At 65.4% G+C, this 19,900-nt stretch carries 21 protein-coding genes; 5 read left to right on the top strand and 16 right to left on the bottom strand.

What is annotated here, in order from left to right; genetic code table 11:
* Positions 1 to 86 precede the first annotated feature (86 nt).
* Together ccrA and ACTTAI_RS17730 are read right to left on the bottom strand one after the other, a co-directional pair.
* Positions 87 to 1,379 (bottom strand): crotonyl-CoA carboxylase/reductase, encoded by a 1,293-nt coding sequence (gene ccrA / locus ACTTAI_RS17735; RefSeq protein WP_444452821.1) that lies wholly within the window; start codon positions 1,377 to 1,379, stop codon positions 87 to 89.
* A gap of 184 nt (positions 1,380 to 1,563) precedes the next feature.
* Positions 1,564 to 1,896: a hypothetical protein gene (locus tag ACTTAI_RS17730; protein WP_444452820.1), complete on the bottom strand. Its 333-nt coding sequence runs from the start codon at positions 1,894 to 1,896 to the stop codon at positions 1,564 to 1,566.
* Positions 1,897 to 2,107: 211 nt separating this feature from the next.
* Here ACTTAI_RS17730 and ACTTAI_RS17725 point away from each other — a divergent pair, with 211 nt between their 5' ends.
* The 3 genes from ACTTAI_RS17725 (at position 2,108) to ACTTAI_RS17715 (ending at position 6,102) form a co-directional block, all read left to right on the top strand.
* A complete protein-coding gene (locus tag ACTTAI_RS17725; protein ID WP_444452819.1) occupies positions 2,108 to 4,081 on the top strand; it encodes a protein meaA in 1,974 nt (657 codons plus the stop codon).
* Between the two features lie 169 nt (positions 4,082 to 4,250).
* Positions 4,251 to 5,792 carry an ATP-dependent DNA helicase gene (locus tag ACTTAI_RS17720; RefSeq protein WP_444452818.1) on the top strand — a complete coding sequence of 514 codons (1,542 nt, stop codon included), beginning with the start codon at positions 4,251 to 4,253 and terminating at the stop codon, positions 5,790 to 5,792.
* Positions 5,793 to 5,865: 73 nt separating this feature from the next.
* Positions 5,866 to 6,102 (top strand): Lrp/AsnC family transcriptional regulator, encoded by a 237-nt coding sequence (locus tag ACTTAI_RS17715; protein WP_110806172.1) that lies wholly within the window; start codon positions 5,866 to 5,868, stop codon positions 6,100 to 6,102.
* A gap of 2 nt (positions 6,103 to 6,104) precedes the next feature.
* On the opposite strand, the gene ACTTAI_RS17710 is transcribed toward ACTTAI_RS17715, so the two are convergent.
* The 14 genes from ACTTAI_RS17710 to ACTTAI_RS17645 form a co-directional block, all read right to left on the bottom strand.
* Positions 6,105 to 6,863 (bottom strand): TIGR02186 family protein, encoded by a 759-nt coding sequence (locus tag ACTTAI_RS17710; RefSeq protein ID WP_444452817.1) that lies wholly within the window; start codon positions 6,861 to 6,863, stop codon positions 6,105 to 6,107.
* Complete coding sequence (locus ACTTAI_RS17705) at positions 6,860 to 7,780, bottom strand: sulfite exporter TauE/SafE family protein (protein WP_444452816.1); 921 nt, start codon at positions 7,778 to 7,780, stop codon at positions 6,860 to 6,862. The genes ACTTAI_RS17710 and ACTTAI_RS17705 overlap by 4 nt, the downstream gene beginning before the upstream one ends.
* 73 nt (positions 7,781 to 7,853) lie before the next feature.
* Positions 7,854 to 8,654: a purine-nucleoside phosphorylase gene (locus tag ACTTAI_RS17700; RefSeq protein ID WP_444452815.1), complete on the bottom strand. Its 801-nt coding sequence runs from the start codon at positions 8,652 to 8,654 to the stop codon at positions 7,854 to 7,856.
* Complete coding sequence (locus ACTTAI_RS17695) at positions 8,638 to 9,612, bottom strand: ABC transporter permease (protein WP_444452814.1); 975 nt, start codon at positions 9,610 to 9,612, stop codon at positions 8,638 to 8,640. The genes ACTTAI_RS17700 and ACTTAI_RS17695 overlap by 17 nt, the downstream gene beginning before the upstream one ends.
* Positions 9,612 to 10,715: an ABC transporter permease gene (locus tag ACTTAI_RS17690; protein ID WP_444452813.1), complete on the bottom strand. Its 1,104-nt coding sequence runs from the start codon at positions 10,713 to 10,715 to the stop codon at positions 9,612 to 9,614. Before ACTTAI_RS17690 ends, ACTTAI_RS17695 begins: the two co-directional genes overlap by 1 nt.
* Positions 10,715 to 12,307: an ABC transporter ATP-binding protein gene (locus ACTTAI_RS17685; RefSeq protein WP_444452812.1), complete on the bottom strand. Its 1,593-nt coding sequence runs from the start codon at positions 12,305 to 12,307 to the stop codon at positions 10,715 to 10,717. The genes ACTTAI_RS17690 and ACTTAI_RS17685 overlap by 1 nt, the downstream gene beginning before the upstream one ends.
* Positions 12,307 to 13,383, bottom strand: coding sequence for a BMP family lipoprotein (locus ACTTAI_RS17680; protein WP_444452811.1), 1,077 nt, complete (start codon positions 13,381 to 13,383; stop codon positions 12,307 to 12,309). Before ACTTAI_RS17680 ends, ACTTAI_RS17685 begins: the two co-directional genes overlap by 1 nt.
* Before the next feature lie 150 nt (positions 13,384 to 13,533).
* The gene (rimI, locus tag ACTTAI_RS17675) at positions 13,534 to 13,953 is read right to left on the bottom strand and encodes a ribosomal protein S18-alanine N-acetyltransferase (protein WP_444452810.1); all 420 of its coding nucleotides are present in this window, start codon (positions 13,951 to 13,953) and stop codon (positions 13,534 to 13,536) included.
* Positions 13,953 to 14,585 (bottom strand): tRNA (adenosine(37)-N6)-threonylcarbamoyltransferase complex dimerization subunit type 1 TsaB, encoded by a 633-nt coding sequence (tsaB, locus tag ACTTAI_RS17670; protein WP_444452809.1) that lies wholly within the window; start codon positions 14,583 to 14,585, stop codon positions 13,953 to 13,955. Before tsaB ends, rimI begins: the two co-directional genes overlap by 1 nt.
* Entirely contained in the window at positions 14,575 to 15,141 is a 567-nt protein-coding gene (locus tag ACTTAI_RS17665; protein ID WP_444452808.1) for a NifU family protein, read from the bottom strand. Before ACTTAI_RS17665 ends, tsaB begins: the two co-directional genes overlap by 11 nt.
* Before the next feature lie 66 nt (positions 15,142 to 15,207).
* On the bottom strand, positions 15,208 to 15,666 hold the full coding sequence (locus ACTTAI_RS17660; RefSeq protein WP_444452807.1) for a DUF2267 domain-containing protein: 459 nt from the start codon (positions 15,664 to 15,666) through the stop codon (positions 15,208 to 15,210).
* 1 nt (position 15,667) lies between these two features.
* Positions 15,668 to 16,123: a universal stress protein gene (locus ACTTAI_RS17655; RefSeq protein ID WP_444452806.1), complete on the bottom strand. Its 456-nt coding sequence runs from the start codon at positions 16,121 to 16,123 to the stop codon at positions 15,668 to 15,670.
* Between the two features lie 56 nt (positions 16,124 to 16,179).
* Complete coding sequence (locus ACTTAI_RS17650; protein ID WP_444452805.1) at positions 16,180 to 17,046, bottom strand: branched-chain amino acid aminotransferase; 867 nt, start codon at positions 17,044 to 17,046, stop codon at positions 16,180 to 16,182.
* Positions 17,047 to 17,127: 81 nt separating this feature from the next.
* Entirely contained in the window at positions 17,128 to 18,252 is a 1,125-nt protein-coding gene (locus ACTTAI_RS17645; protein WP_444452804.1) for a polysaccharide biosynthesis/export family protein, read from the bottom strand.
* 84 nt (positions 18,253 to 18,336) lie between these two features.
* On the opposite strand from ACTTAI_RS17645, the gene ACTTAI_RS17640 reads away from it, so the two are divergent.
* Positions 18,337 to 19,215: an NAD-dependent epimerase/dehydratase family protein gene (locus ACTTAI_RS17640; protein ID WP_444452803.1), complete on the top strand. Its 879-nt coding sequence runs from the start codon at positions 18,337 to 18,339 to the stop codon at positions 19,213 to 19,215.
* Entirely contained in the window at positions 19,212 to 19,817 is a 606-nt protein-coding gene (locus tag ACTTAI_RS17635; protein ID WP_444452802.1) for a sugar transferase, read from the top strand. Before ACTTAI_RS17640 ends, ACTTAI_RS17635 begins: the two co-directional genes overlap by 4 nt.
* Positions 19,818 to 19,900 lie beyond the last annotated feature (83 nt).

Genomic DNA, 19,900 nt, shown 5'->3' with positions numbered 1-19,900 from the left:
AATAAACAATGATGATTTAACGCGAGATCTTCATGCAAAACCCGCGCCCGAAGGCGCGGGATACGGAGGTTTGGGAGGAGTTCGGGTCAGGCCTTCGGCCCGGCTTCGAACGCGTCTTCGAAGGTGCGCAGCCCGGTCGTCGGTGCCTGCACCAGCACGGCCATGTTGCCCGGCTTGTGCTGGTTGCGAAGCATTTTCGTATGCGCCTTCGGGATCTCGGCCCAGGGGAAGACCTCGGACATGCAGGGGTCAAGACGACGTTCCAGCATCAGCCGGTTTGCCGACGCCGCCTGCTTCAGGTGCGCGAAGTGCGAGCCTTGCAGACGCTTCTGGTGCATCCACATGTAGCGCACGTCAAAGGTGCAGTTGAAGCCCGAGGTGCCGGCGCAGATCACGACCATGCCGCCCTTCTTGCACACGAGCGAGCTGACCGGGAAGGTCGCTTCGCCGGGATGCTCGAACACCATGTCGACGTTCACGCCCTTGCCGGTGATATCCCAGATCGCCTTGCCGAACTTGCGCGCTTCCTTCAGCCAGACGTTGTATTCCTCGGAGTTGACTTTGGGCAGCTGGCCCCAGCACTTGAAGTCCTTGCGGTTGATCACGCCCTTGGCGCCCAGACCCATGACGAAATCGCGCTTGTCTTCATCCGAGATCACGCCGATGGCGTTACCGCCCGCCGCATTGATCAGCTGGATGGCGAAGCTGCCAAGCCCGCCCGAGGCGCCCCAGACGAGCACGTTCTGCCCGGGTTGCAGGTCATGCGGCGGGTGGCCGAAGAGCATCCGGTAGGCGGTGGCGAGCGTCAGGGTGTAGCAGGCCGACTCTTCCCAGGTCAGGTGCTGGGGACGCCGCATCAGCTGCTGCGCCTGCACACGGGTGAACTGCGCGAAGCTGCCGTCGTTCGTCTCGTAACCCCAGATCCGCTGGCTGGGCGAGAACATCGGGTCGCCGCCGTTGCATTCCTCGTCGTCGCCGTCGTCCTGGTTGCAGTGGATCACCACCTCGTCGCCGACCTTCCAGCCCTTGACCTTGGAACCGACCTTCCAGACGATCCCCGAGGCGTCGGAGCCTGCGATGTGATAGGGCTGCTTGTGACCGTCAAACGGCGAGACCGGCACGCCAAGGCCCGCCCAGACGCCGTTGTAGTTCACGCCCGCGGCCATCACCAGAACCAGCACTTCATGGCTGTCGATCTCCCAGGTCGGCACGACCTCGACCTGGAACGACTGCTCGGGCTCGCCGTGACGCTCGCGGCGGATCGCCCAGGCGTACATGTTCTTCGGCACATAACCGAGCGGCGGCATCTCGCCGATTTCGTAAAGGTCTTTCTCGGGCGCCTCATAGGGCGCGATGCCGGTGTTCTGATCGAGGGCCATCAGCGTCTCCTGTTCTCGCCGCGTTGCAGAATCGACGCGAGCTTCGAGGAGTGAAATAAACTTTGCAAAGCAACAATGCAATGAGTGACGTTAGGTTTTTGTAATTTTATGACCCTGCAGTTGCAGCATTTCTGAAACAGCAAGCCGCGCCCGGGGGCGCGGCTTGCCAGAATCGTCCCTGAGGTCAGTTGTAGGTAAAAGTCCCGACCTCGCAGACGTTGACGTTCTGGCGCACCAGCTCGTCGCCGTCCTCGAAAACCGCCTTGAAGTCGAATTTGCAGTAACCGGATTGATCGTTGAAGTTGATGTCCACCGACGATCCAGAGGGCAGAACATCATTGCCCAGAATGTCTTCTTCCCAGTTGTCCGTGCCCGTGTTGGAGCCGTAGAACTTCACCATCGTGTATCCCGTGTTGTTCACGATGGTCACATGACGATTGAGCGCCCAAACCGGCGAGGCAATCGAACCCAGCGTGGCGACCACGGCCAGCGCGGCAACAATCCTTCTCTGCGACATGTCCTTCCCCCAATGTGCATGGCCTTGGGGCCATAGTCCGAAAGATGACAGAAACGTGATCGACAGCAAGTCTCGTCTTGAAAGGATTTGAAGATTTTCGGGACTTCGCGTCTCGCCGCGCTGCGGCGAATTGACAGCGACACATTGTTTCGCCTATCAGGTCGATCAAAGCAACTTTCTTGCGAAACCAGAATCGATGCCGGAGGCCGCCATGACCGAGACGACCAAGCCCGCCAAGGATCACCCCTGGCTCTTCCGCACCTATGCCGGTCACTCGACGGCCGCGAAGTCGAATGCGCTTTACCGGACCAACCTGGCCAAGGGTCAGACGGGTCTCTCGGTCGCCTTCGATCTGCCGACGCAGACGGGCTATGACAGCGATCACGTTCTGGCGCGCGGCGAGGTGGGCAAGGTCGGCGTGCCGGTCTGCCATCTGGGCGACATGCGGGCGCTGTTCGACCAGATCCCGCTCGAGCAGATGAACACCTCGATGACGATCAACGCGCCCGCGCCGTGGCTGTTGTCGCTTTATATCGCCGTGGCCGAGGAGCAGGGCGCCGATATCTCGAAGCTGCAGGGCACGGTGCAGAACGATCTGGTGAAGGAATACCTGTCGCGCGGCACCTATATCTGCCCGCCGAAACCGTCGCTGACGATGATCACCGATGTGGCGGCCTATACGGCAAGCCACCTGCCAAAATGGAACCCGATGAACGTCTGTTCCTACCACCTGCAGGAGGCGGGGGCGACGCCGGAGCAGGAGCTGGCCTTTGCGCTGGCCACCGGCATTGCGGTGCTTGATGACCTCAAGGGCAAGGTTCCGGCGGCGGACTTCCCGGCGATGGTGGGGCGGATCTCGTTCTTCGTGAATGCGGGGATCCGCTTCGTCACCGAGATGTGCAAGATGCGCGCCTTTACCGAGCTCTGGGATGAAATCTGCCGCGAGCGCTTCGGGATCGCCGAGGAAAAATACCGTCGTTTCCGCTATGGCGTGCAGGTGAACAGCCTTGGCCTGACCGAGCAGCAGCCGGAAAACAACGTCTACCGGATCCTGATCGAGATGCTGGCGGTGACGCTGTCTAAAAACGCCCGCGCCCGCGCCGTGCAGCTGCCCGCCTGGAACGAGGCGCTCGGCCTGCCGCGGCCCTGGGATCAGCAATGGTCGCTGCGCATGCAGCAGATCATGGCCTATGAGACCGACCTCTTGGAATATGGCGATCTGTTCGATGGCAACCCGGTGGTGACGGCGAAGGTCGAAACCCTGAAGGCGGGTGCGCGGCAGGAGCTGGAAACGCTCGATGCGATGGGCGGCGCAATCGCCGCGATCGATTACATGAAGGCGCGTCTGGTCGAAAGCAACGCCGCCCGCGTCGGCAATATCGAAACCGGCAATACCACGATCGTCGGTGTGAACCGCTGGACCGAGGGCGAGCCTTCGCCGCTTGTCGGTTCGGATGGTGGCATCATGGTCGTTGATCCGGCGGTGGAACAGGATCAGATCGCCCGGTTGCAGGCTTGGCGGACCTCGCGCGATGCGGCCGCTGTCGCGGCGGCGCTGGAGCAGCTGCGCGCCGATGCGGCGGCGGGCAAGAACATCATGCCGGCCTCGATCGCGGCGGCGAAAGCGGGCGCGACGACCGGCGAATGGGCCGGCGTGATGCGGGCGGTGCATGGCGAATATCGTGGGCCGACCGGCGTTTCGCGCAGCCCGTCGAACCGGACCGAGGGGCTGGATGAGATCCGCGCCGCGGTCGATGCGGTCAGCTCGCAGCTCGGGCGGCGCTTGAAGTTCCTGGTCGGCAAGCCGGGGCTTGACGGGCATAGCAACGGCGCCGAGCAGATCGCTTTCCGTGCCCGCGATTGCGGCATGGACATCACCTATGACGGGATCCGCCTGACGCCCGAGCAGATCGTGGCGCAGGCGGTGGCCGAGGGCGCGCATGTGATCGGCCTGTCGATCCTGTCGGGCTCGCACCTGCCGCTGATGGAAGAGGTGATGGACCGGATGCGCGCGGCGGGGCTGGGCCATGTGCCGGTCTGCGTCGGCGGCATCATCCCCGACGAGGATGCGGCGAAGCTGAAGGCGATGGGCGTTGCCCGGGTCTACACGCCGAAGGATTTCGAGCTGAACCGGATCATGATGGATATCGTCACGCTCGCGACGCCGGAGACAGTCGCGGCCTGACCGTGGCGGCGGGGGGGGTTCACCCCCCCCCCCGCACCCCCATGGCGTATTTGCCCCAAGAAGAAGCCAAACCCCTTTATCTTGCCCCAAATATCCCCGCCGGAGGCTCCCCCCCCGCGGGTGATTTCGCGCCTTTCGAAAGCCGGGCGTGCCGTGTAGGGTCGCAGCCATGAACCTTCCTGCCGCTGTCACCTTTTCCGAAGATCAGGCCGAAGCCTGGGATGCCGTCGCTTCTGCTCTGGAGCGTGCGGGCGTCGATCTTGTCGATGGCACGCTGATGCCCGAGGGCGGCGAGCCCTCGGTTCTGGCGGTGATCGGCAAGGCGGGCTCGGGCAAGACGCTGCTTCTGGCGCAGCTTTACAAGGGGCTTGAGGCCGCCGGGGTCGAGGTGGTTTCGGGCGATTGGGAAGGCAAGCGGCGCAAGGACCGGCGCACGCTGGCGATCCTCGCGCCGACAAACAAGGCGGCCTCGGTGCTGCGCTCGCGCGGCGTGCCCGCGACGACGATCCACCGCATCCTTTACACCCCCGTCTATCACCCGGAATACGAGCGCATTGCGGAATGGCTGGCGGGGCAGGGCGAGCGGCCCAATCTGGACCTGTTGCGCATCGAGGGGCTGACGGACCTGTCGCTCGATCGGGCCAAGGCGTTTTACGAAACGAACAAGTCGATCCCGGGCGCCTTGGCCGCGGCGGGGCTGCGCGGGTCGGATTTCATCTCGGGCTGGAAACGGCGCGAAGACCCGCTGGATATCGGCTTTGTCGATGAAGCCTCGATGCTGGATGAACGCCAGTTCGACGATCTGAAAGAGATCTTCCCGACGCTGGTGCTGTTTGGCGATCCGGCGCAGCTGGCGCCTGTGAACCAATCCGGCCATATGAGTTTCGAACGGCTGCCCGAGGCCGCGGTGCATTCCCTGCACCGCATCCACCGGCAGGCCGATGACAACCCGATCCTTGATCTGGCCCATGCTTTGGCCGATGAAAGCCTTGATTTCTACACCTTCGAGCGGATGGTGGCGCAGGCCGCCAAGCGCGATCCGCGGGTGGTCTGGGCCGAGCGGGTGGAAAGCGATCTGATGGCGCGGTCCCCCGTTCTGGTCTGGCGCAACGCGACCCGCATCCGGCTCATTCAGGCGTTCCGCAATGCGCACGGTGCCCCTGCCGATGCGCTCTTGCCCGGGGAGCCCCTGATCTGCGACGGCATCGAATTGCCGCTCAAGCATCGCAAGAAGCGCATCGATCTGGAGGCGCGCGGGCTGATCAAGGGGGCGCAGGTGATCTACCTTGGCCCCGGCCGCAAGCCCGGCTTTTCGCGGCTGCATGTGATCGGCGCCGAGGATCCGCGGCTCTCCGCCGCCTCGATCGTCAAGATCGAGATGCCGGACGAGGAAGAGCCCTTCATCCCCTTTGCCGCGCGGATGGGGGCGACTTTCCTGCATGGGGCGGCGGTGACGATCCACAAGGCGCAGGGCAGCCAATGGCCCGATGTGCAGGTCTTTGCCCCCGATATCTATGCCGCCTTCCGCACCGGGCGCTCCGAGGCGGGGATTCCCTTGTGGAAGCGGCTCGCCTATGTCGCGATCACCCGGGCCGAGCATCGGCTGCTTTGGGTGACGAAAGCGATGCTGGCGCGGCCTTCGGGGCCTTTGGGCATCGACGATCTGCCCAGTTCCGCCGCCGCGCTGACGCTTGAACGCGAAGAAGAGTGAGGCTTTTCCTTTCCCGCGTCCGCGCCTAATCTGCCGCCAACCCGAACTCTGCCCCACCCCGAGGAGGCCCGCGATGCGTTGCGTTTTCGTCCAGTTCCGTTGCCAGCCCGGCAAGACCTATGCCGTCGCCGATGCCATCTACGAGCGCGAGGTGGTGAGCGAGCTTTATTCGACCTCGGGCGAATATGACCTGATCGCCAAGGTCTACATCCCCGAGGAGGCCGATGTCGGCCATTGGCTGAACGAAAACCTGTTCGGCATCGAGGGGATCGCCCGCACGCTGACGACGATGACCTTCCGGGCGTTCTGAGATCAGGAGTTCCGGATCATCCGGAACGCCGCCGCCGCGGCCCAACCGGCAAAGATCGCCAGCGACAGCGACATCAGCCCGTAGATCAGCGGCTGTTCGCGCGAGAGCACATAGGTGAAGCGCTCGAGCCCGATCCGTTGCACCTTGATCGGCGCATAGGTCTGATCGATCACCTTGCCCTCGCGCAGCAGATACATGCGCGCGGTGTATTCGCCCTCGATCAGATTGGCGGGCAGGTCGAAATCGGCGCGAAAGAGTGTGTCGGCCGCCAGCGTCACCGCGCGCTCAGACACCGAATAGGCCCCCGAGGCGTCGCGCAGGCGCAAAAGTGCCTCGGCAAAGGGGCGGCCATCGCTGCGGCCCAAGGGACCGGCATAGGCCTCGACCGCGACGGGGACCGAGATGTGTTCCTTGGCATCCGTCTCGGGCGAGAGGATGCGGTCGAGCGGGGCCGACGAGGCGACGGCATAGAAGCTCGGCACCGAGCTGATCACCATCTTGTCGCTGTTCACCCAGATCCCCATCTCGCGCGTCTTGCGCCGCACGGTGACCTTTTGCGATGGGCCTTCGAGGGTGACGATGACGCCCAGCTGCCCCTCGGGCTCGGGGGCGTCGCGTTTCACCGCGCCGAAGATCAGCACCGATGAGCCGTCGAACGCGGCGGTGATGCCGATGTTGTCGGCGCTGATGCCCGCGACGACGCGTTCGGCCTGCGCGGGCAGGGTCATCAGGACCAGCAGGAGCAGCGCGCGCAGGATCATCGGGCACGTCCCGTTTGCAGGCTGTAGATCTCGGACGGGGGCAGGACCAGATCAAGGCCCAGTTTCAGCGCCACGGCCAGCACCAGCAGCGCCAGCAGGATGCGCAGCTGTTCGGCCTTCAGCTGGGCGCCAAGGCGGGTGCCGATCTGCGCCCCCACCACGCCGCCGACGATCAGCAAAAGCGCCAGGATCACGTCGACCGACTGGTTGGTGATCGCGTGCATCAGCGTGGTGAAGGCCGAAACGATCAGGATCTGAAACAGCGAGGTGCCGATCACCACCTTGGTCGGCATGCCGAGCAGGTAGATCATCGCCGGCACCATGATGAAGCCGCCACCGACGCCCATCACCGCGGCCAGCACGCCGACCGTCATGCCGACCAGAAACGGTGGGATCACCGAGATATACAGGCCCGAGGTCCGAAAGCGCATCTTGAAGGGCAGCCGATGCACCAGCTTGCGGCTTTGATCGCGAGGCCGCACCGCGCCGGGGCGATTGGCGCGGCGCAGGGCGCGGATCGATTCCTGCAGCATCATCGCGCCGATCCCGCCCAGAAAGACGACATAGGCCAGCTGCACCGCCAGATCGACCTGACCAAGCCGGGTCAGCCAGTTGAAGAGCACGATACCAAGGCCCGAACCGAGGATGCCGCCCACCTGCAGCACGACCCCCATTGGAACGTCGACCGCCTTGCGCCGGAATTGCGCCAGCACGCCCGAGACCGAGGAAGCCACGACCTGATTGGCGCCCGTCGCCACCGCCACGGTGGGCGGAATGCCGATGAAGAACAAAAGCGGCGTGATGATGAAACCACCGCCCACGCCAAAAAGGCCTGAAAGCAGCCCGACAAGGCCGCCCAGACCCAGCAAGAGGAAGATGTTGACCGATACCTCGGCGATGGGGAGGTAGATCTGCATGGTCGTCCGAACGGCTTGGTTGCCCCACCATGCCCCGTGCGGCAAAGCGTAGCAAGAGGGGCTTACCGTAACGTTATCGAGACCGCAGGAACCGCCTCAGGATGCGGTCGAATTTCGCCGCGCCAAGCGGGCCAATCGCCTTGGTGTGGTCGTGGCTGATCGCCTCGGAGGAAAGCCCCGCGCCCATGTTGGTGACAACCGAAACCGCCGCCACGCGCAGGCCAAGGAAGCGGGCCAGGATCACCTCGGGCACGGTCGACATGCCGACCGCATCGGCGCCGAACACCTTGGCGGCGCGGATTTCCGCAGGGGTTTCGAACGAGGGGCCCGAGAACCAGCAATAGACGCCTTCGGGCAGCGCGATCCCCTCGGCTTTCGCGGCGGCTTGCAGGGCGGCGCGCATCTGCGGATCGTAAGCCTCGGTCATCGGCACGAAGCGGGCGTCGTTCGGCTCGCCAATGAGCGGGTTCACCCCGGCGAAGTTGATGTGATCGGACAGCGCCATCAGATCGCCCGGGCCGATGTCGTCGCGAAGCGATCCGGCGGCATTGGTCAGGAGAAGCTCTGAGCAGCCCAGATCGCGGAGGATCTCAAGCGGCAGCCGCATCTCGGCCGGGTTGCCGTGTTCGTAATAATGCACCCGCCCGCCGAAAACCGCGACCCGCACCCCCTCCAGCTGGCCGATCACCAGCTTCGGATTGTGCCCGGACACGCCCGCCTGCGGAAAGCCCGGCAGATCGGCATAATCGATGAAGATGCCCTCGATCTCCTCGGCGATATGGCCAAGGCCCGAGCCAAGGATCAGCCCGATCGCGGGCGGCTCCGCCCCGGCGCGGGACCGGATCAGATCGGCAAGTTCAGCGCTCTTTGACATAGGGTTGGCCTCCGGCACGGGGGGGGATGGCGCGGCCGACGAAGCCCGCCAGCACGATCACGGTCAGGATATAGGGCAGCGCATCGAGGAACGAGACCGGGATGGTCAGGCTGCCCGGCGACATCGCGGCAATCACGTCGGGACGCAGGGCGAGCGCCTGCAGGAAGCCAAAGAGCATCGTGGCCCAAAGCGCCTGCCACGGCCGCCATTTCGCAAAGATCAGCGCGGCGAGCGCGATGTAGCCTCGGCCCGCGGTCATCTCGCGGCCAAAGCCCGCCTGCAGCGAGGTCGCCATATAGGCCCCGGCAATGCCGCACAGCACGCCCGTCAGCGCAAGGGCAGTATAGCGCAGCCGGATCACCGAAACGCCCGCGGTGTCGACCGATTCCGGGTTCTCGCCCACCGCGCGCAGGCGCAGCCCGAAGCGGGTGCGGTACAAAAGCCACCAGGTCGCGGGCACGATGGCGAGCGCCAGATAGACGAGCAGCGATTGCCCCGAGATCACCTTGGCATAGAAGGGGCCGATCAGCGGCACCCCTGACAGCGCCTCGGCAAAGGGCAGGGTGATCGCCTGAAACCGAGCCTCGCCCATCAGCGGCGGCGTGCGGCCACCCTGTCCGAAAGCCGTCTGCGCGATCAGGATCGTTGCCCCCGAGGCGACGAAGTTCAGCGCCACCCCGGAAATCAGCTGATTGCCGCGGAAGGTGATCGAGGCCAGCCCGTGGATCGCCGCGAACAGCAGCGAGGCGGTGATGCCCGCCGCAAGCCCGATCCAGGCCGAGCCGGTCAGCGCCGCCACCGCGCCCGAGGCCATCGCGGCCATCAGCATCTTGCCCTCGAGCCCGATGTCGAAGATGCCCGCGCGTTCGGAATAAAGCCCGGCAATGCAGGCCAGAAGCAGCGGCGTGCCAAGGCGCAGCGTCGAGCCGAGGATCTCGATCAGCGTCGTGTAATCCATCACGCCGCCCCCCCGATGCGGTTCATCGGCGCCGCGCGAAAGAGCGGCACCAGCATCATCCGCACCATCGTATCAAGCGCCCCGGTGAACAGGATCACAAGGCCCTGCAAAAGCGTGCGCAGCTCGATCGGGATCGTGGTCCAAAGCCCCATCTCGGCCCCGCCTTGATAAAGGAAACCAAAGAGCAGCGCAGCCAGGAAGACGCCAAGCGGATGGTTGCGCCCCATCAGTGCGACCGCGATGCCGATGAAACCGGCCCCTTCGGAGGCGTTCTGCAAGAGCCGCTCGGACTCGCCCATGACGTTGTTCACCGCCATCAGCCCGGCCAGCGCACCCGAAATCAGCATCGAGACGACGATGACCTTGGTGGGCGAAATGCCGGCATAGACGGCCGCGGTTTCGGATTTGCCAAAGGCGCGGATTTCATAGCCGAGCCGGGTGCGCCACAGCAGCACCCAGACCGCGAAACAGGCCGCAATGGCCAGAAAGAACGAGACGTTCACTGGCACCTGTTTCGAAAAGACCAGCGACAGGCCCGGGATTTCGCCAAAGCTCGGCAGATGCGCCGAGGCCGGGAAATGTGCCGTCGCCGGGTCCATCTGGCCCACGGGGCGCAGCACCTCGACCAGCAGATAGACGATCAGCGCGGCGGCGATGTAGTTGAACATGATCGTGGTGATGACGATGTGACTGCCGCGTTTTGCCTGCAGCCACGCCGGGATCGCCGCCCAGGCCGCGCCGAAAGCCGCCGCGCCAAGGCTGGCGGCGAGCAGCGCCACCGACCAGTGCGGCCAGTCAAAGGCCAGAAGCACCAGCGCGACGCCAAGGCCGCCGAGCTGCGCCTGTCCCTCGCCGCCGATGTTGAACTGGCTGGCGTGATAGGCGACCGTGACCGCAAGCCCGGTGAAGATGAAGGAGGTGGTGTAGTAAAGCGTGTAGCCCCAGCCATAGGCCGAGCCGAGCGCGCCCTTGACCATCACCGAGACCGCCTCGATCGGGTCGCCGCCGATGCCCAGCACCACAAGCGCGGAAATCAGCGCTGCCAGCAAAAGCGAAATCAAGGGCACCAGAACCAGATCGGCCCAAGCCGGAAGTTTCTCCATCACGCGGCCCCCGCGGTCTTGGCGACACCGGCCATGAGCAGGCCCAGCTCGCGTTCGTTCGTCTCGGCGGGCAGGCGCTCGCCCATGATCTGGCCGTCGAACATCACCGCGATGCGGTCCGACAGCGACAGGATTTCGTCCAGTTCGACCGAGACCAGCAGCACCGCCGCCCCCGCGTCGCGCAGATCGACGATGCGGCGGTGGATGAATTCGATGGCGCCAATGTCGACGCCGCGCGTCGGCTGACCGACGAGCAGCAGCACCGGATTGCGTTCGATCTCGCGCGCCAGAACGATCTTCTGCTGATTGCCGCCCGAGAAGCTTTTCGCGGGCAAGGACGGGGCCGGCGGACGCACGTCGAAGCGGTCCATCTTGCCCTCGGTGTCGCGCAGGATGGCGTCATTGTCCATGAAGAGCGCATTCGCCTGATATTCGGGCGCCGAGTGGTAGCCAAAGGCGATGTTTTCCCAGGCCGCGAAATCAAGGATCAGACCGAGGTGGTGGCGATCTTCCGGCACATGGGAAATGCCGATCTGCCGCCGGGTCTGGCCGGTCGCGCCCTTGCCCGCGGCGGGGACGGGCGCCCCCTCAACCGCGATCGTGCCGCTGACATTGCCCTTGGCGAAGCCGCCCAGAACCTGCAACAGCTCCGACTGGCCATTGCCCGCGACGCCCGCGATGCCGAGGATCTCGCCCGCGCGGATCGTCAGGCTGATGCCCTTGAGCCGCTCGACGCCAAGCGCATCGGTGACGCGCAGATCGCTGACGCGCAGCACCTCGCGCCCCGGATTGGCCGGGCCCTTCGGCACATGCAGCAGCACCTTGCGGCCCACCATCAGCTCGGCCAGCTGTTCGGGGCTGGTTTCGGCGGTCGTGACCGTCGCCACCATCTCGCCGCGGCGCATCACCGAAACCTCATCGGTGATCTCCATGATCTCGCGCAGCTTGTGGGTGATCAGGAGGATCGTCTTGCCTTGCGCCTTCAGCCCGCGCAGGATGCGAAACAGATGGTCGGCCTCGTCCGGGGTCAGAACCCCGGTCGGCTCGTCCAGAATGAGAATGTCGGCGTGGCGATAAAGCGCCTTCAGGATCTCGACGCGCTGCTGATGGCCCACGGAAAGCTCTTCGACAAGCGCGTCCGGATCGACGTCAAGCTCATAGTCCCGCGCCAGATCTGCCAGCGTTTTCCGCGCCTTGGCGAGCGAGGGGCGAAGCAGCGCCCCGTCTTCGGCGCCCAGGATCACGTTTTCCAGAACCGAGAAATTCGGCACCAGCTTGAAGTGCTGGAACACCATCCCGATGCCCGCGCGGATCGCGGCCTGACTGTCATGGATCACGGTGGGGCGGCCGTCGATCAGGATTTCCCCGGCGTCGGCGCGGTAGAAGCCATACAGGATCGACATCAGCGTGGACTTGCCCGCGCCGTTTTCGCCGACGATGCCGTGGATCGTGCCCGGCCTGACACGGATCGAAATGTCCTTGTTCGCCTGCACCGCGCCGAAGGATTTCGAAATCCCCCGCAGCTCGATCGCAGGCGGTCTTGCGGCTGGGGCGGCAGTTGCCTGCCGCCCCGTCTCGGTTCCCGATGCCATCAGTTCACCGGGCAGGTGTTGTCCGTCATGTAGTCGTGCACCTGAATCTCGCCCGACTTGATCTTCTCGGCGGCGGCATCGACCGCGGCCTTCATCTCCGGCGTCACCAGCTTGGCGTTGTTTTCATCCATCGCATAGCCGATGCCTTCGTCCTTCAGACCGGCGACGACAGTGCCCGTCTTCATCGCGGCGCCTTCCTTGAAGGCGTCATAGATCGTGACATCGACGCGCTTGACCATCGAGGTCAGGATCTTGCCCGGATGCAGGTAGTTCTGGTTGCTGTCGACGCCGATGCCGAGGATGTTCTCGTCCGCGGCGGTCTGCAGGATGCCAAGCCCGGTCGAGCCCGCGGCGGCAAAGACGACGTCCGCGCCCTGCGCGATCTGCGCCTTGGTCAGTTCCGAGCCCTTCACCGGGTCGTTCCACGCGGCCGGGGTGGTGCCGGTCATGTTGTAGACGACCTTGATATCGGGTTTGGCCGCTTTCGCGCCCTGCGCATAGCCGCATTCGAACTTGCGGATCAGCGGAATGTCCATGCCGCCGACGAAGCCCACGGTGCCGGTCTTCGAGGCCATCGCCGCCATCATGCCGACCAGATACGAGCCCTGTTCTTCCTGGAACACGACCGAGCGCACGTTCGGCTGATCGACGACCGCATCGACGATGACGAATTTGGTGTTCGGATAATCCGGGGCGACGGTGTTCAGCACGTCGCCAAAGGCGAAGCCGGTCATCGCGATCGGGTTTGCGCCCGCTTCGGCGAAGCGGCGCAGCGCCTGTTCACGCTGGGCTTCCGACTGCATTTCCAGTTCCTTGAATGTCGCGCCGGTCTCGGCCGCCCATTTCTGCGCGCCGTTGAAGGCAGCTTCGTTGAAGGATTTGTCGAACTTGCCGCCAAGGTCGAAGATCAGCGCCGGACCGGCCGCGGCGGTGGCATCGGCCGCGGTGGCCGGAGCCGGTTCGGCGGCGGGGGTGGGTTGCGGGGCGGAAGACGCTCCGGGCTTGAGGACGAGGACATACCCACCGACCGCAGCCACCGCGAGAAAGGCGACGGTTCCCAGCAAAACGTTCTTCATGACATCTCTCCTGTCGACTATGGCCGCAGGTTCTGGCGGCCTCTGTCCGATTTCGGTCCGCCCGGCGAGGACGGGCAACCCGAGGCCGATAGGGCCAGAACCGGGGCAGGGGGTCAAGGGGGACTTCGCGGCACGAAGCGCGTGGGGGGCTCAGGGGTGCGACAGGTCGCAGGCCATGACGAGCGCGTCTTCCGCCGTGCCGTCCGGGGCGTGGTAATAGGCGCGGCGCCGCCCGGTCTCGTGCCAGCCCGCCTTCCGGTAAAGCGCCTGCGCCGGGGCGTTCGTGGCGGCGACCTCAAGGAAGGCACAGCTGGCGCCGCGGGCCTGTGCGGCGGCGGCAAAACCGGACAGAAGCCTTGCGCCGATGCCCTGCCGTCGCGCGGCAGGATCGACGGCGACGGTCAGAAGTTCGGCCTCGTCCGCGATGACCCGACCAAGCAGGAACCCCGCCGGTTCGGTCAACAGAAAACAGAAGGGCGAGCCCAGAAAATCGGCAAACTCCGCCGCTGACCACGGCCGGGGCGTGGTGAAGCAGCGGGCATGCAGATCGGCAAGGGCGTCCGGGGTCATCAGTCGAGAATCACTGGTGGCGGGTCGGAGGGCGGCGCGGCATCGGCGCCGCGCAGGTAAAGCGGGGCAGGCCGGGGTTGCGCGGTGCCGAGCTTCGTTGCCGCCACCAGCGCCACCGCCTCGGCCAGCGGATGGCGGGGGGGAAGCGATGCCGAGCGCGGCAGGGCAAGGCCGATCACCGGAACCCCGGCCAGCGTTTCGGCCAGAGCGACGGCGGGGGTCAGGCTCGGGGCCTCGGCGCCCGTCGCGGTGAAGAGCTGCGCATAGGTCTCGTCGCGGCGGGCATCCAGCGCCACCGCCACCGGGCGGGGGGTGTCATGGGCCAGCGCCTCGAAGATCGAAATGCCGATCGCCGGGATCTGCAGCCCCAGCGCCAGACCGCGGGCGGCGGCCACCGAAATCCGCACGCCGGTGAAATTTCCGGGGCCAGTGCCAACGCCAAGGGCATCAAGATCTTTCCAGCCAAGGCCCGCCTCTGCAAGCAGGTCTTCCAGCAGCGGCATCAGCCGTTCGGCCTGCCCCTTGGCCATGTCTTCGACGCGGGACGTCAGAACCGTGTCGCCCCGAACCAAAGCGGCCGCGCAATGCGCGGCCGACGTGTCAAAGCCCAGAACCAGCGGCTCACTGCGCAACGGCGCGGACCTCGCTGACTTCCGGGATGTAGTGGCGCAGCAGGTTCTCGATCCCCATCTTCAGCGTGTAGGTCGAGGAGGGGCAGCCCGCGCAGGCGCCCTGCATGTGCAGGTAAACCACGCCGCGTTCGAACCCGTGGAAGGTGATGTCGCCGCCGTCACGGGCCACCGCGGGCCGCACGCGGGTATCCAGCAGTTCCTTGATCTGCGTGATGATCGCGCCGTCTTCGCCATCCTCGGCGCCGCCCTCGGTGTGACCGCCCGCGGCCGCGCCCATAAGAACCGGCTGGCCCGACTGGTAATGCTCCATGATCGCGCCCATGATCGCGGGGCGGGCATGGGCCCATTCGGTGGCCTCGTCTTTGGTCACGGTGACGAAATCCGAGCCCAGAAACACCGCCTTGACGCCTGCAACGCGGAAGATCCGGCCCGCGAGCGGCGAGACCTGCGCGGCCTCCGAACTGGTGAAATCGGCGACGCCCTCGGGCATCACGTCAAGGCCCGGCAGGAATTTCAGCGTTGCGGGGTTCGGGGTGGTCTCGGTCTGGATGAACATCGGGCGCCTCCTTGGCTTGCGGCAGATATGCGCCCTGCAAGCAAAATAATCAAGATTAGCGGCGGATCAGAAAATCCTCGGCGCAATCTCGGAGGGATCGGCGATATCCGGGCGCCAGAAGGCCTCGGCCTCGGGGCCGATCTGCGCCAGCGCCCGGACCAGCGCCGCGTGATCGACATAGCGCCACAGCGCGAAGGCGGTGGCTTCGATCGCATTATCGGGGGTCAGGTTGTGATGCGGTCGCAGTGCCTGTGCGATCCGGGTCATCTCGGCGCGCGATCCGAACGGGCGCGGCGCGACACCGATATCCCAGCCCGAAACGAACAGCGCCCGCAAGACCGAGGGCAGGCAATCGGCGAAGGCCAGCGCCTGCCGCGGGGTCAGACAGGCGCGAAAGGCCCGCAGAACCCCCTCGACGGCGGTGAAGGTGGAATTGTCCGACACCAGCCCCATACGCTCTTTCGCATCGGCCAGAAATGCCTGAAATTCCTTCTGCGCGTGTCGGTAGGTCCAAGGCATCGGCATGTCAAGTGATCGATTCCAGCCGCTCCTTGGACATGTCGCCCGGAACGATGGTGAGCGGCACCGGCAGATTGCCCGAGCTGCGCGAAAGCTGCGTCACCAGCGGCCCCGGCCCGGATTTTTCGGTGCCCGCGCCCAGAACCAGCACGCCGATTTCCGGGTCTTCGCGCACCAGACCCATGATCTCGGTCACCGGATCGCCTTCGCGGATCACCAGCTCGGGGTTCACCCCCTGCTTGTCGCGCATCCATTTCGCGAAGACCTCGAAATGCGCGGTGATCGTCTCGCGGGCTTCGGCCCGCATGATCTCGGCGACGCCGATCCAGTGCTGGTATTCGTCGGGCGGGATCACCGACAGAATGGTGACACCCCCGCCCGTATGCGCCGCCCGCATCGCGGCATAACGCATCGCATTCAGACATTCGCGGGTCTGGTCGAGCACCACGAGAAACTTGCGCATCCTGTCCTCCGGATTGCAGTCATCATGGACCGGAACTTGACCTTTTGGCAATCGTTTCAGAGCGGCGCGGACAGCGCCCAGTCCATGTAGATCTCGCGGATGCGTTTCGTCATCGGGCCGTGGGCATAGGTCACCTCATCGAAGCCCGTCACCGGCGTCACCTTGCCGAAGTTGCCCGAGAGGAACACCTCGTCCGCCGCCCGCACGTCGTCGAGCGTCAGCACGGTCTCGCGCACCTCGACGCCCGCGGCGCGCAGGTTCGCCATGTGGCGCGCCCGGGTGATGCCCGCAAGGAAGGTGCCATTCGCAACCGGCGTCAGCACGACGCCATCCTTGACGATGAAGACGTTCGCCGTCGCCGATTCCGCGACATTGCCCATTGCGTCCTGCACCAGCGCATTGCCGAAGCCCTTGCGCTTGGCCTCGACCAGCATCCGGGCGTTGTTCGGATAAAGGCAGCCCGCCTTGGCGTTGCAGACGTTGTCGGCCAGCACCGGGCGGCGGAATTGCGTCGTCGTCAGCGTCGTCGCCTTGTCGGCGGGCGGCATCGCCACCTCTTCCAGACAGAGCGCGAAGCCCGTCGCCCCCTCTTTCGGCGCGACGCCCAGTTCCGAACCGTCCAGTGCCCAATACATCGGCCGGATATAGACCGCCGCGCCCTTGGCATATTTGCGCAGGCCTTCGCGGGCGATCTCGACCATCTCGGCCGGATCGATGGTCGGCGTGATCATCAGCGCCGCGGCGGAGCGGTTCACCCGGGCGCAATGCAGGTCAAGATCGGGCACAAGCCCGTCGAACAGCCGCGCGCCGTCGAAGACCGACGAGCCCTGCCAGATGCCGTGATCGGCCGCGCGCATGACGGCGACGTCGCCCTCGTGCCAGCGTCCTTCGAACCAGGTGCGGATGTTCGTTCCGAATGCCATGACGGTCTCCTTTGTCGGGCGCGACCCTAGCCACAGCCGCGCCCAAAGGTCCAGAGACGGGATTGTATCGGGGACAGCGGATCAGTTCGTGATCGCGTCCGCCGTCCGCGCCAGACCCAGCGTCGAACCGAACAGGCCAAGGATGGTCCGGGTGTTGACCAGCGAGCTTTCGGTGGCGAGCACGAGATCGTTCGGCTGCACCTCGAAGTTCTGCGCCGAGAACAGACCTTCCGAGGTCGTCAGATCCATCGAGAACACCACGCGGGCATTCTGGGGCCCCTGCGTCGCGTCGCTGCTCACAGCACTGGCGGGGTATTCGCGCAGGATCAGCACACCTTTGGGATTGGCCCTTGCGTCGCTGATGCCGCCCGCCAGCGTCACGGCTTCCAGCGCGTTCACATGATCTTTCGGGAAGGGAATGATCTTTTCCACCCCCGAGGCGCCAAGCGCGAGGAAACTGCGATCATCCTTGAGCACCATCAGCTTGTCGCCCGGCCGCAGCCCGGCATCCAGTGCCGGATCGTCCAGCACGCGCTGCAGCGAGGTCTCGTAGACCTTGCCGCCCCGGTAAAGCCGCAGTTGCGGGTTCTCGATCGCGGCGTGTGCCCCGCCCGCCTCTGAAATCGCGCCCAGAACGGTCAGCGAGCGGTCCACCAGCGGGATCGTGCCCGGATTGGAAACGCCGCCGATCAGCGAGACGGTATTGCCCTTGCCCGGGGTGGCGGCCAGCTGCACCTGCGCTTCGGGGATCAGGGCTTCAACGGATTGCTGCACCTTTTCGCGTGCGGCTTCGACGCTGAGACCCGACACTTTCACCGCGCCGACATAGGGCACGAAAATCTGGCCATTGTTCGCCACGGTGGTGGGGGCGATCTGCGTTGCCGGGGCGCCCTCGCTGGTCAGAAGCTTGTTCTGCCCACCTTCCCAGATTGACAGCGAAACGGTGTCGCCCGCGGCCAGAACCTGACCCGAGGCGCCGTTGCCGCCCTTGATCCAGGAGCGCTTCGCGGCACCGCTCTTGCCCGCAGGCCAGTTCGGCAGCTCGGACAGCAGCTTTGAATCCACGGGGTAATGCGCGAAATTGGGGGTCTTGTCGTTGGCATTGCTGAGGATTTCGCTTTGCATGGCGGCCCCGCGTGGCAGCGTGCATCCCGAAAGGGCCGCAGTCAGCAGCACGGCGACGACGAGTCCCGGTTTCGACAGCATTCACGTTCCCCCGTTCCAGCGTCCCGCATCGGGTGCTAAGGCTCTTTTGACCAACGATTCACCCCACCTGCGGCAGCCAAGTCTATGCGTTCATTCCCGTCAAACCTCAAGCCGGAGTTTCCGCGCCTGCTCGTTCTGGGCGGATCCGGGCGGCTGGGGGGGCATTTGCGCAACGCCTGGCAGCGGGCGGGGGCGCTGCGCGTGGTATGGCAGGCGCGCAGGCCCGATGATTTTGCCGCTTTTGGCGGGCCGACGACGGTTTTCGATCCGCTTGCCGCGCCCGAGGCCCTGCGTCAGGCGATGGCCGCCACCGATGCGGTGCTGATGCTGGCGGGCCCGACGCAGGGCCCGGCCGAGGCGCTGTCGGTGCATCGCAGTCTTGCCGCTCTGGTGCTGGATCTTGCCGGGGGGCGGCCGGTGTTTCTGGCCTCTTCGGCGGCGGTTTATGGCGCTCCGACCCAACCCCTCTGCCGCGAGGAAGACGCGTTGGCGCCTCTGTCGGACTATGGTCGCGCCAAGGTCGCGATGGAGGCCGTGGCGGCCGGACGCCCCGAAGCCGTCGTGCTGCGGATCGGCAACGTCGCGGGGGCGGATGCGTTGTTGGGGCAACCCGCCCCGCCCGGCGGGCGCAGGTTGCATGTCTTTCCCGACGGATTTGCGCCGCGGCGCAGCTATATCGGGCCGCAGGCCCTTGGGCGGGCGCTGTCGCGGCTCGTGCGGCTGTCGCTTGGCGGCGCTGCGCTGCCCGGGGTGATCAATCTGGCGCTTCCGGGGGCTGTCGGGATGGATGCGCTTTTGCGCGCGGCGGGGGAGGGCTGGCAGGCCGACCCCGCACCGCCCGAGGCGATCGCAACAGTCGAACTGTCGGTGGAGCGGGCGCTTTCGCTTGGGCTTGTGCCCGATCTGCCGGTGACGGCGGCGTCCCTGCTGGCTGATCTGCGATATGAGGACGGGCGGGCATGAGCGGGACGAAGCGGCTTTTCGATCTTTGTTTTGCGCTGCTGATCCTGCCGTTGATCGCGCTGATCGGGGCGGTTGTGCTGCTGGCGCTCGCGCTGACGCAAGGGCGGCCGTTCTTTTATGCTGCCGAGCGGATGAAATCTCCGACGCAGGCTTTCCGGTTGTGGAAGTTTCGCACCATGACCGTGGTCGCGACCGACGCCGGAGTGTCCGGGGCCGACAAGGCGGCGCGGATCACCCCGGTCGGTCGGGTGCTGCGTCGCTTCCGGCTCGATGAGCTGCCGCAACTGTGGAACATCCTGCGCGGCGACATCAGCTTCGTCGGGCCGCGTCCGCCGCTGCGCGAATATGTCGAGCGTTTCCCCGAAATCTACGGCGAGGTGCTGAAATCCCGTCCCGGCGTGACCGGCCTCGCCTCGATCCACTATCATCGTCACGAGGAATGGCTGCTGGCGCGATCCCGCTGCGCTGCGGAAACCGACCGGATCTACTGCCGCCTGTGCATCCCGGCAAAGGCTCGGCTTGATCTGATCTATGCGCGCCATGCCTCGGTTTGCTTCGATTTGCAGCTGATTGGGCGCACAATCGCACGGATGATAAGCTGATTGCCGCCGATTGCGCGGCCTTTTTGCAATGGTTCCAGGCAATAGGTGCGGTTTTGACGCACATGCCGTTGACCGAAGCGGGG

The organism is Rhodobacter capsulatus, assembly GCF_052363175.1.
GTDB classification, from domain to species: domain Bacteria; phylum Pseudomonadota; class Alphaproteobacteria; order Rhodobacterales; family Rhodobacteraceae; genus Rhodobacter; species Rhodobacter capsulatus_D.
Note: the sequence above shows the minus strand (reverse complement) of the source record. Positions and strands in the feature narration are given on the sequence as shown.

Bases quoted from the DNA above. Each gene is read 5' to 3' on its own strand.
- ccrA (WP_444452821.1), bottom strand. From the start codon at position 1,379: ATGGCCCTCGATCAGAACACCGGCATCGCGCCCTATGAGGCGCCCGAG.
- ACTTAI_RS17645 (WP_444452804.1), bottom strand. From the start codon at position 18,252: ATGCTGTCGAAACCGGGACTCGTCGTCGCCGTGCTGCTGACTGCGGCC.
- ACTTAI_RS17700 (WP_444452815.1), bottom strand. From the start codon at position 8,654: ATGTCAAAGAGCGCTGAACTTGCCGATCTGATCCGGTCCCGCGCCGGG.
- ACTTAI_RS17680 (WP_444452811.1), bottom strand. From the start codon at position 13,383: ATGAAGAACGTTTTGCTGGGAACCGTCGCCTTTCTCGCGGTGGCTGCG.
- ACTTAI_RS17660 (WP_444452807.1), bottom strand. From the start codon at position 15,666: ATGCCGATGCCTTGGACCTACCGACACGCGCAGAAGGAATTTCAGGCA.
- ACTTAI_RS17640 (WP_444452803.1), top strand. From the start codon at position 18,337: ATGCGTTCATTCCCGTCAAACCTCAAGCCGGAGTTTCCGCGCCTGCTC.
- ACTTAI_RS17655 (WP_444452806.1), bottom strand. From the start codon at position 16,123: ATGCGCAAGTTTCTCGTGGTGCTCGACCAGACCCGCGAATGTCTGAAT.
- ACTTAI_RS17720 (WP_444452818.1), top strand. From the start codon at position 4,251: ATGAACCTTCCTGCCGCTGTCACCTTTTCCGAAGATCAGGCCGAAGCC.
- ACTTAI_RS17705 (WP_444452816.1), bottom strand. From the start codon at position 7,780: ATGCAGATCTACCTCCCCATCGCCGAGGTATCGGTCAACATCTTCCTC.
- ACTTAI_RS17715 (WP_110806172.1), top strand. From the start codon at position 5,866: ATGCGTTGCGTTTTCGTCCAGTTCCGTTGCCAGCCCGGCAAGACCTAT.
- rimI (WP_444452810.1), bottom strand. From the start codon at position 13,953: ATGACCCCGGACGCCCTTGCCGATCTGCATGCCCGCTGCTTCACCACG.
- ACTTAI_RS17695 (WP_444452814.1), bottom strand. From the start codon at position 9,612: ATGGATTACACGACGCTGATCGAGATCCTCGGCTCGACGCTGCGCCTT.
- ACTTAI_RS17690 (WP_444452813.1), bottom strand. From the start codon at position 10,715: ATGGAGAAACTTCCGGCTTGGGCCGATCTGGTTCTGGTGCCCTTGATT.
- ACTTAI_RS17710 (WP_444452817.1), bottom strand. From the start codon at position 6,863: ATGATCCTGCGCGCGCTGCTCCTGCTGGTCCTGATGACCCTGCCCGCG.
- ACTTAI_RS17730 (WP_444452820.1), bottom strand. From the start codon at position 1,896: ATGTCGCAGAGAAGGATTGTTGCCGCGCTGGCCGTGGTCGCCACGCTG.
- ACTTAI_RS17685 (WP_444452812.1), bottom strand. From the start codon at position 12,307: ATGGCATCGGGAACCGAGACGGGGCGGCAGGCAACTGCCGCCCCAGCC.
- ACTTAI_RS17635 (WP_444452802.1), top strand. From the start codon at position 19,212: ATGAGCGGGACGAAGCGGCTTTTCGATCTTTGTTTTGCGCTGCTGATC.
- ACTTAI_RS17650 (WP_444452805.1), bottom strand. From the start codon at position 17,046: ATGGCATTCGGAACGAACATCCGCACCTGGTTCGAAGGACGCTGGCAC.
- ACTTAI_RS17725 (WP_444452819.1), top strand. From the start codon at position 2,108: ATGACCGAGACGACCAAGCCCGCCAAGGATCACCCCTGGCTCTTCCGC.
- ACTTAI_RS17665 (WP_444452808.1), bottom strand. From the start codon at position 15,141: ATGTTCATCCAGACCGAGACCACCCCGAACCCCGCAACGCTGAAATTC.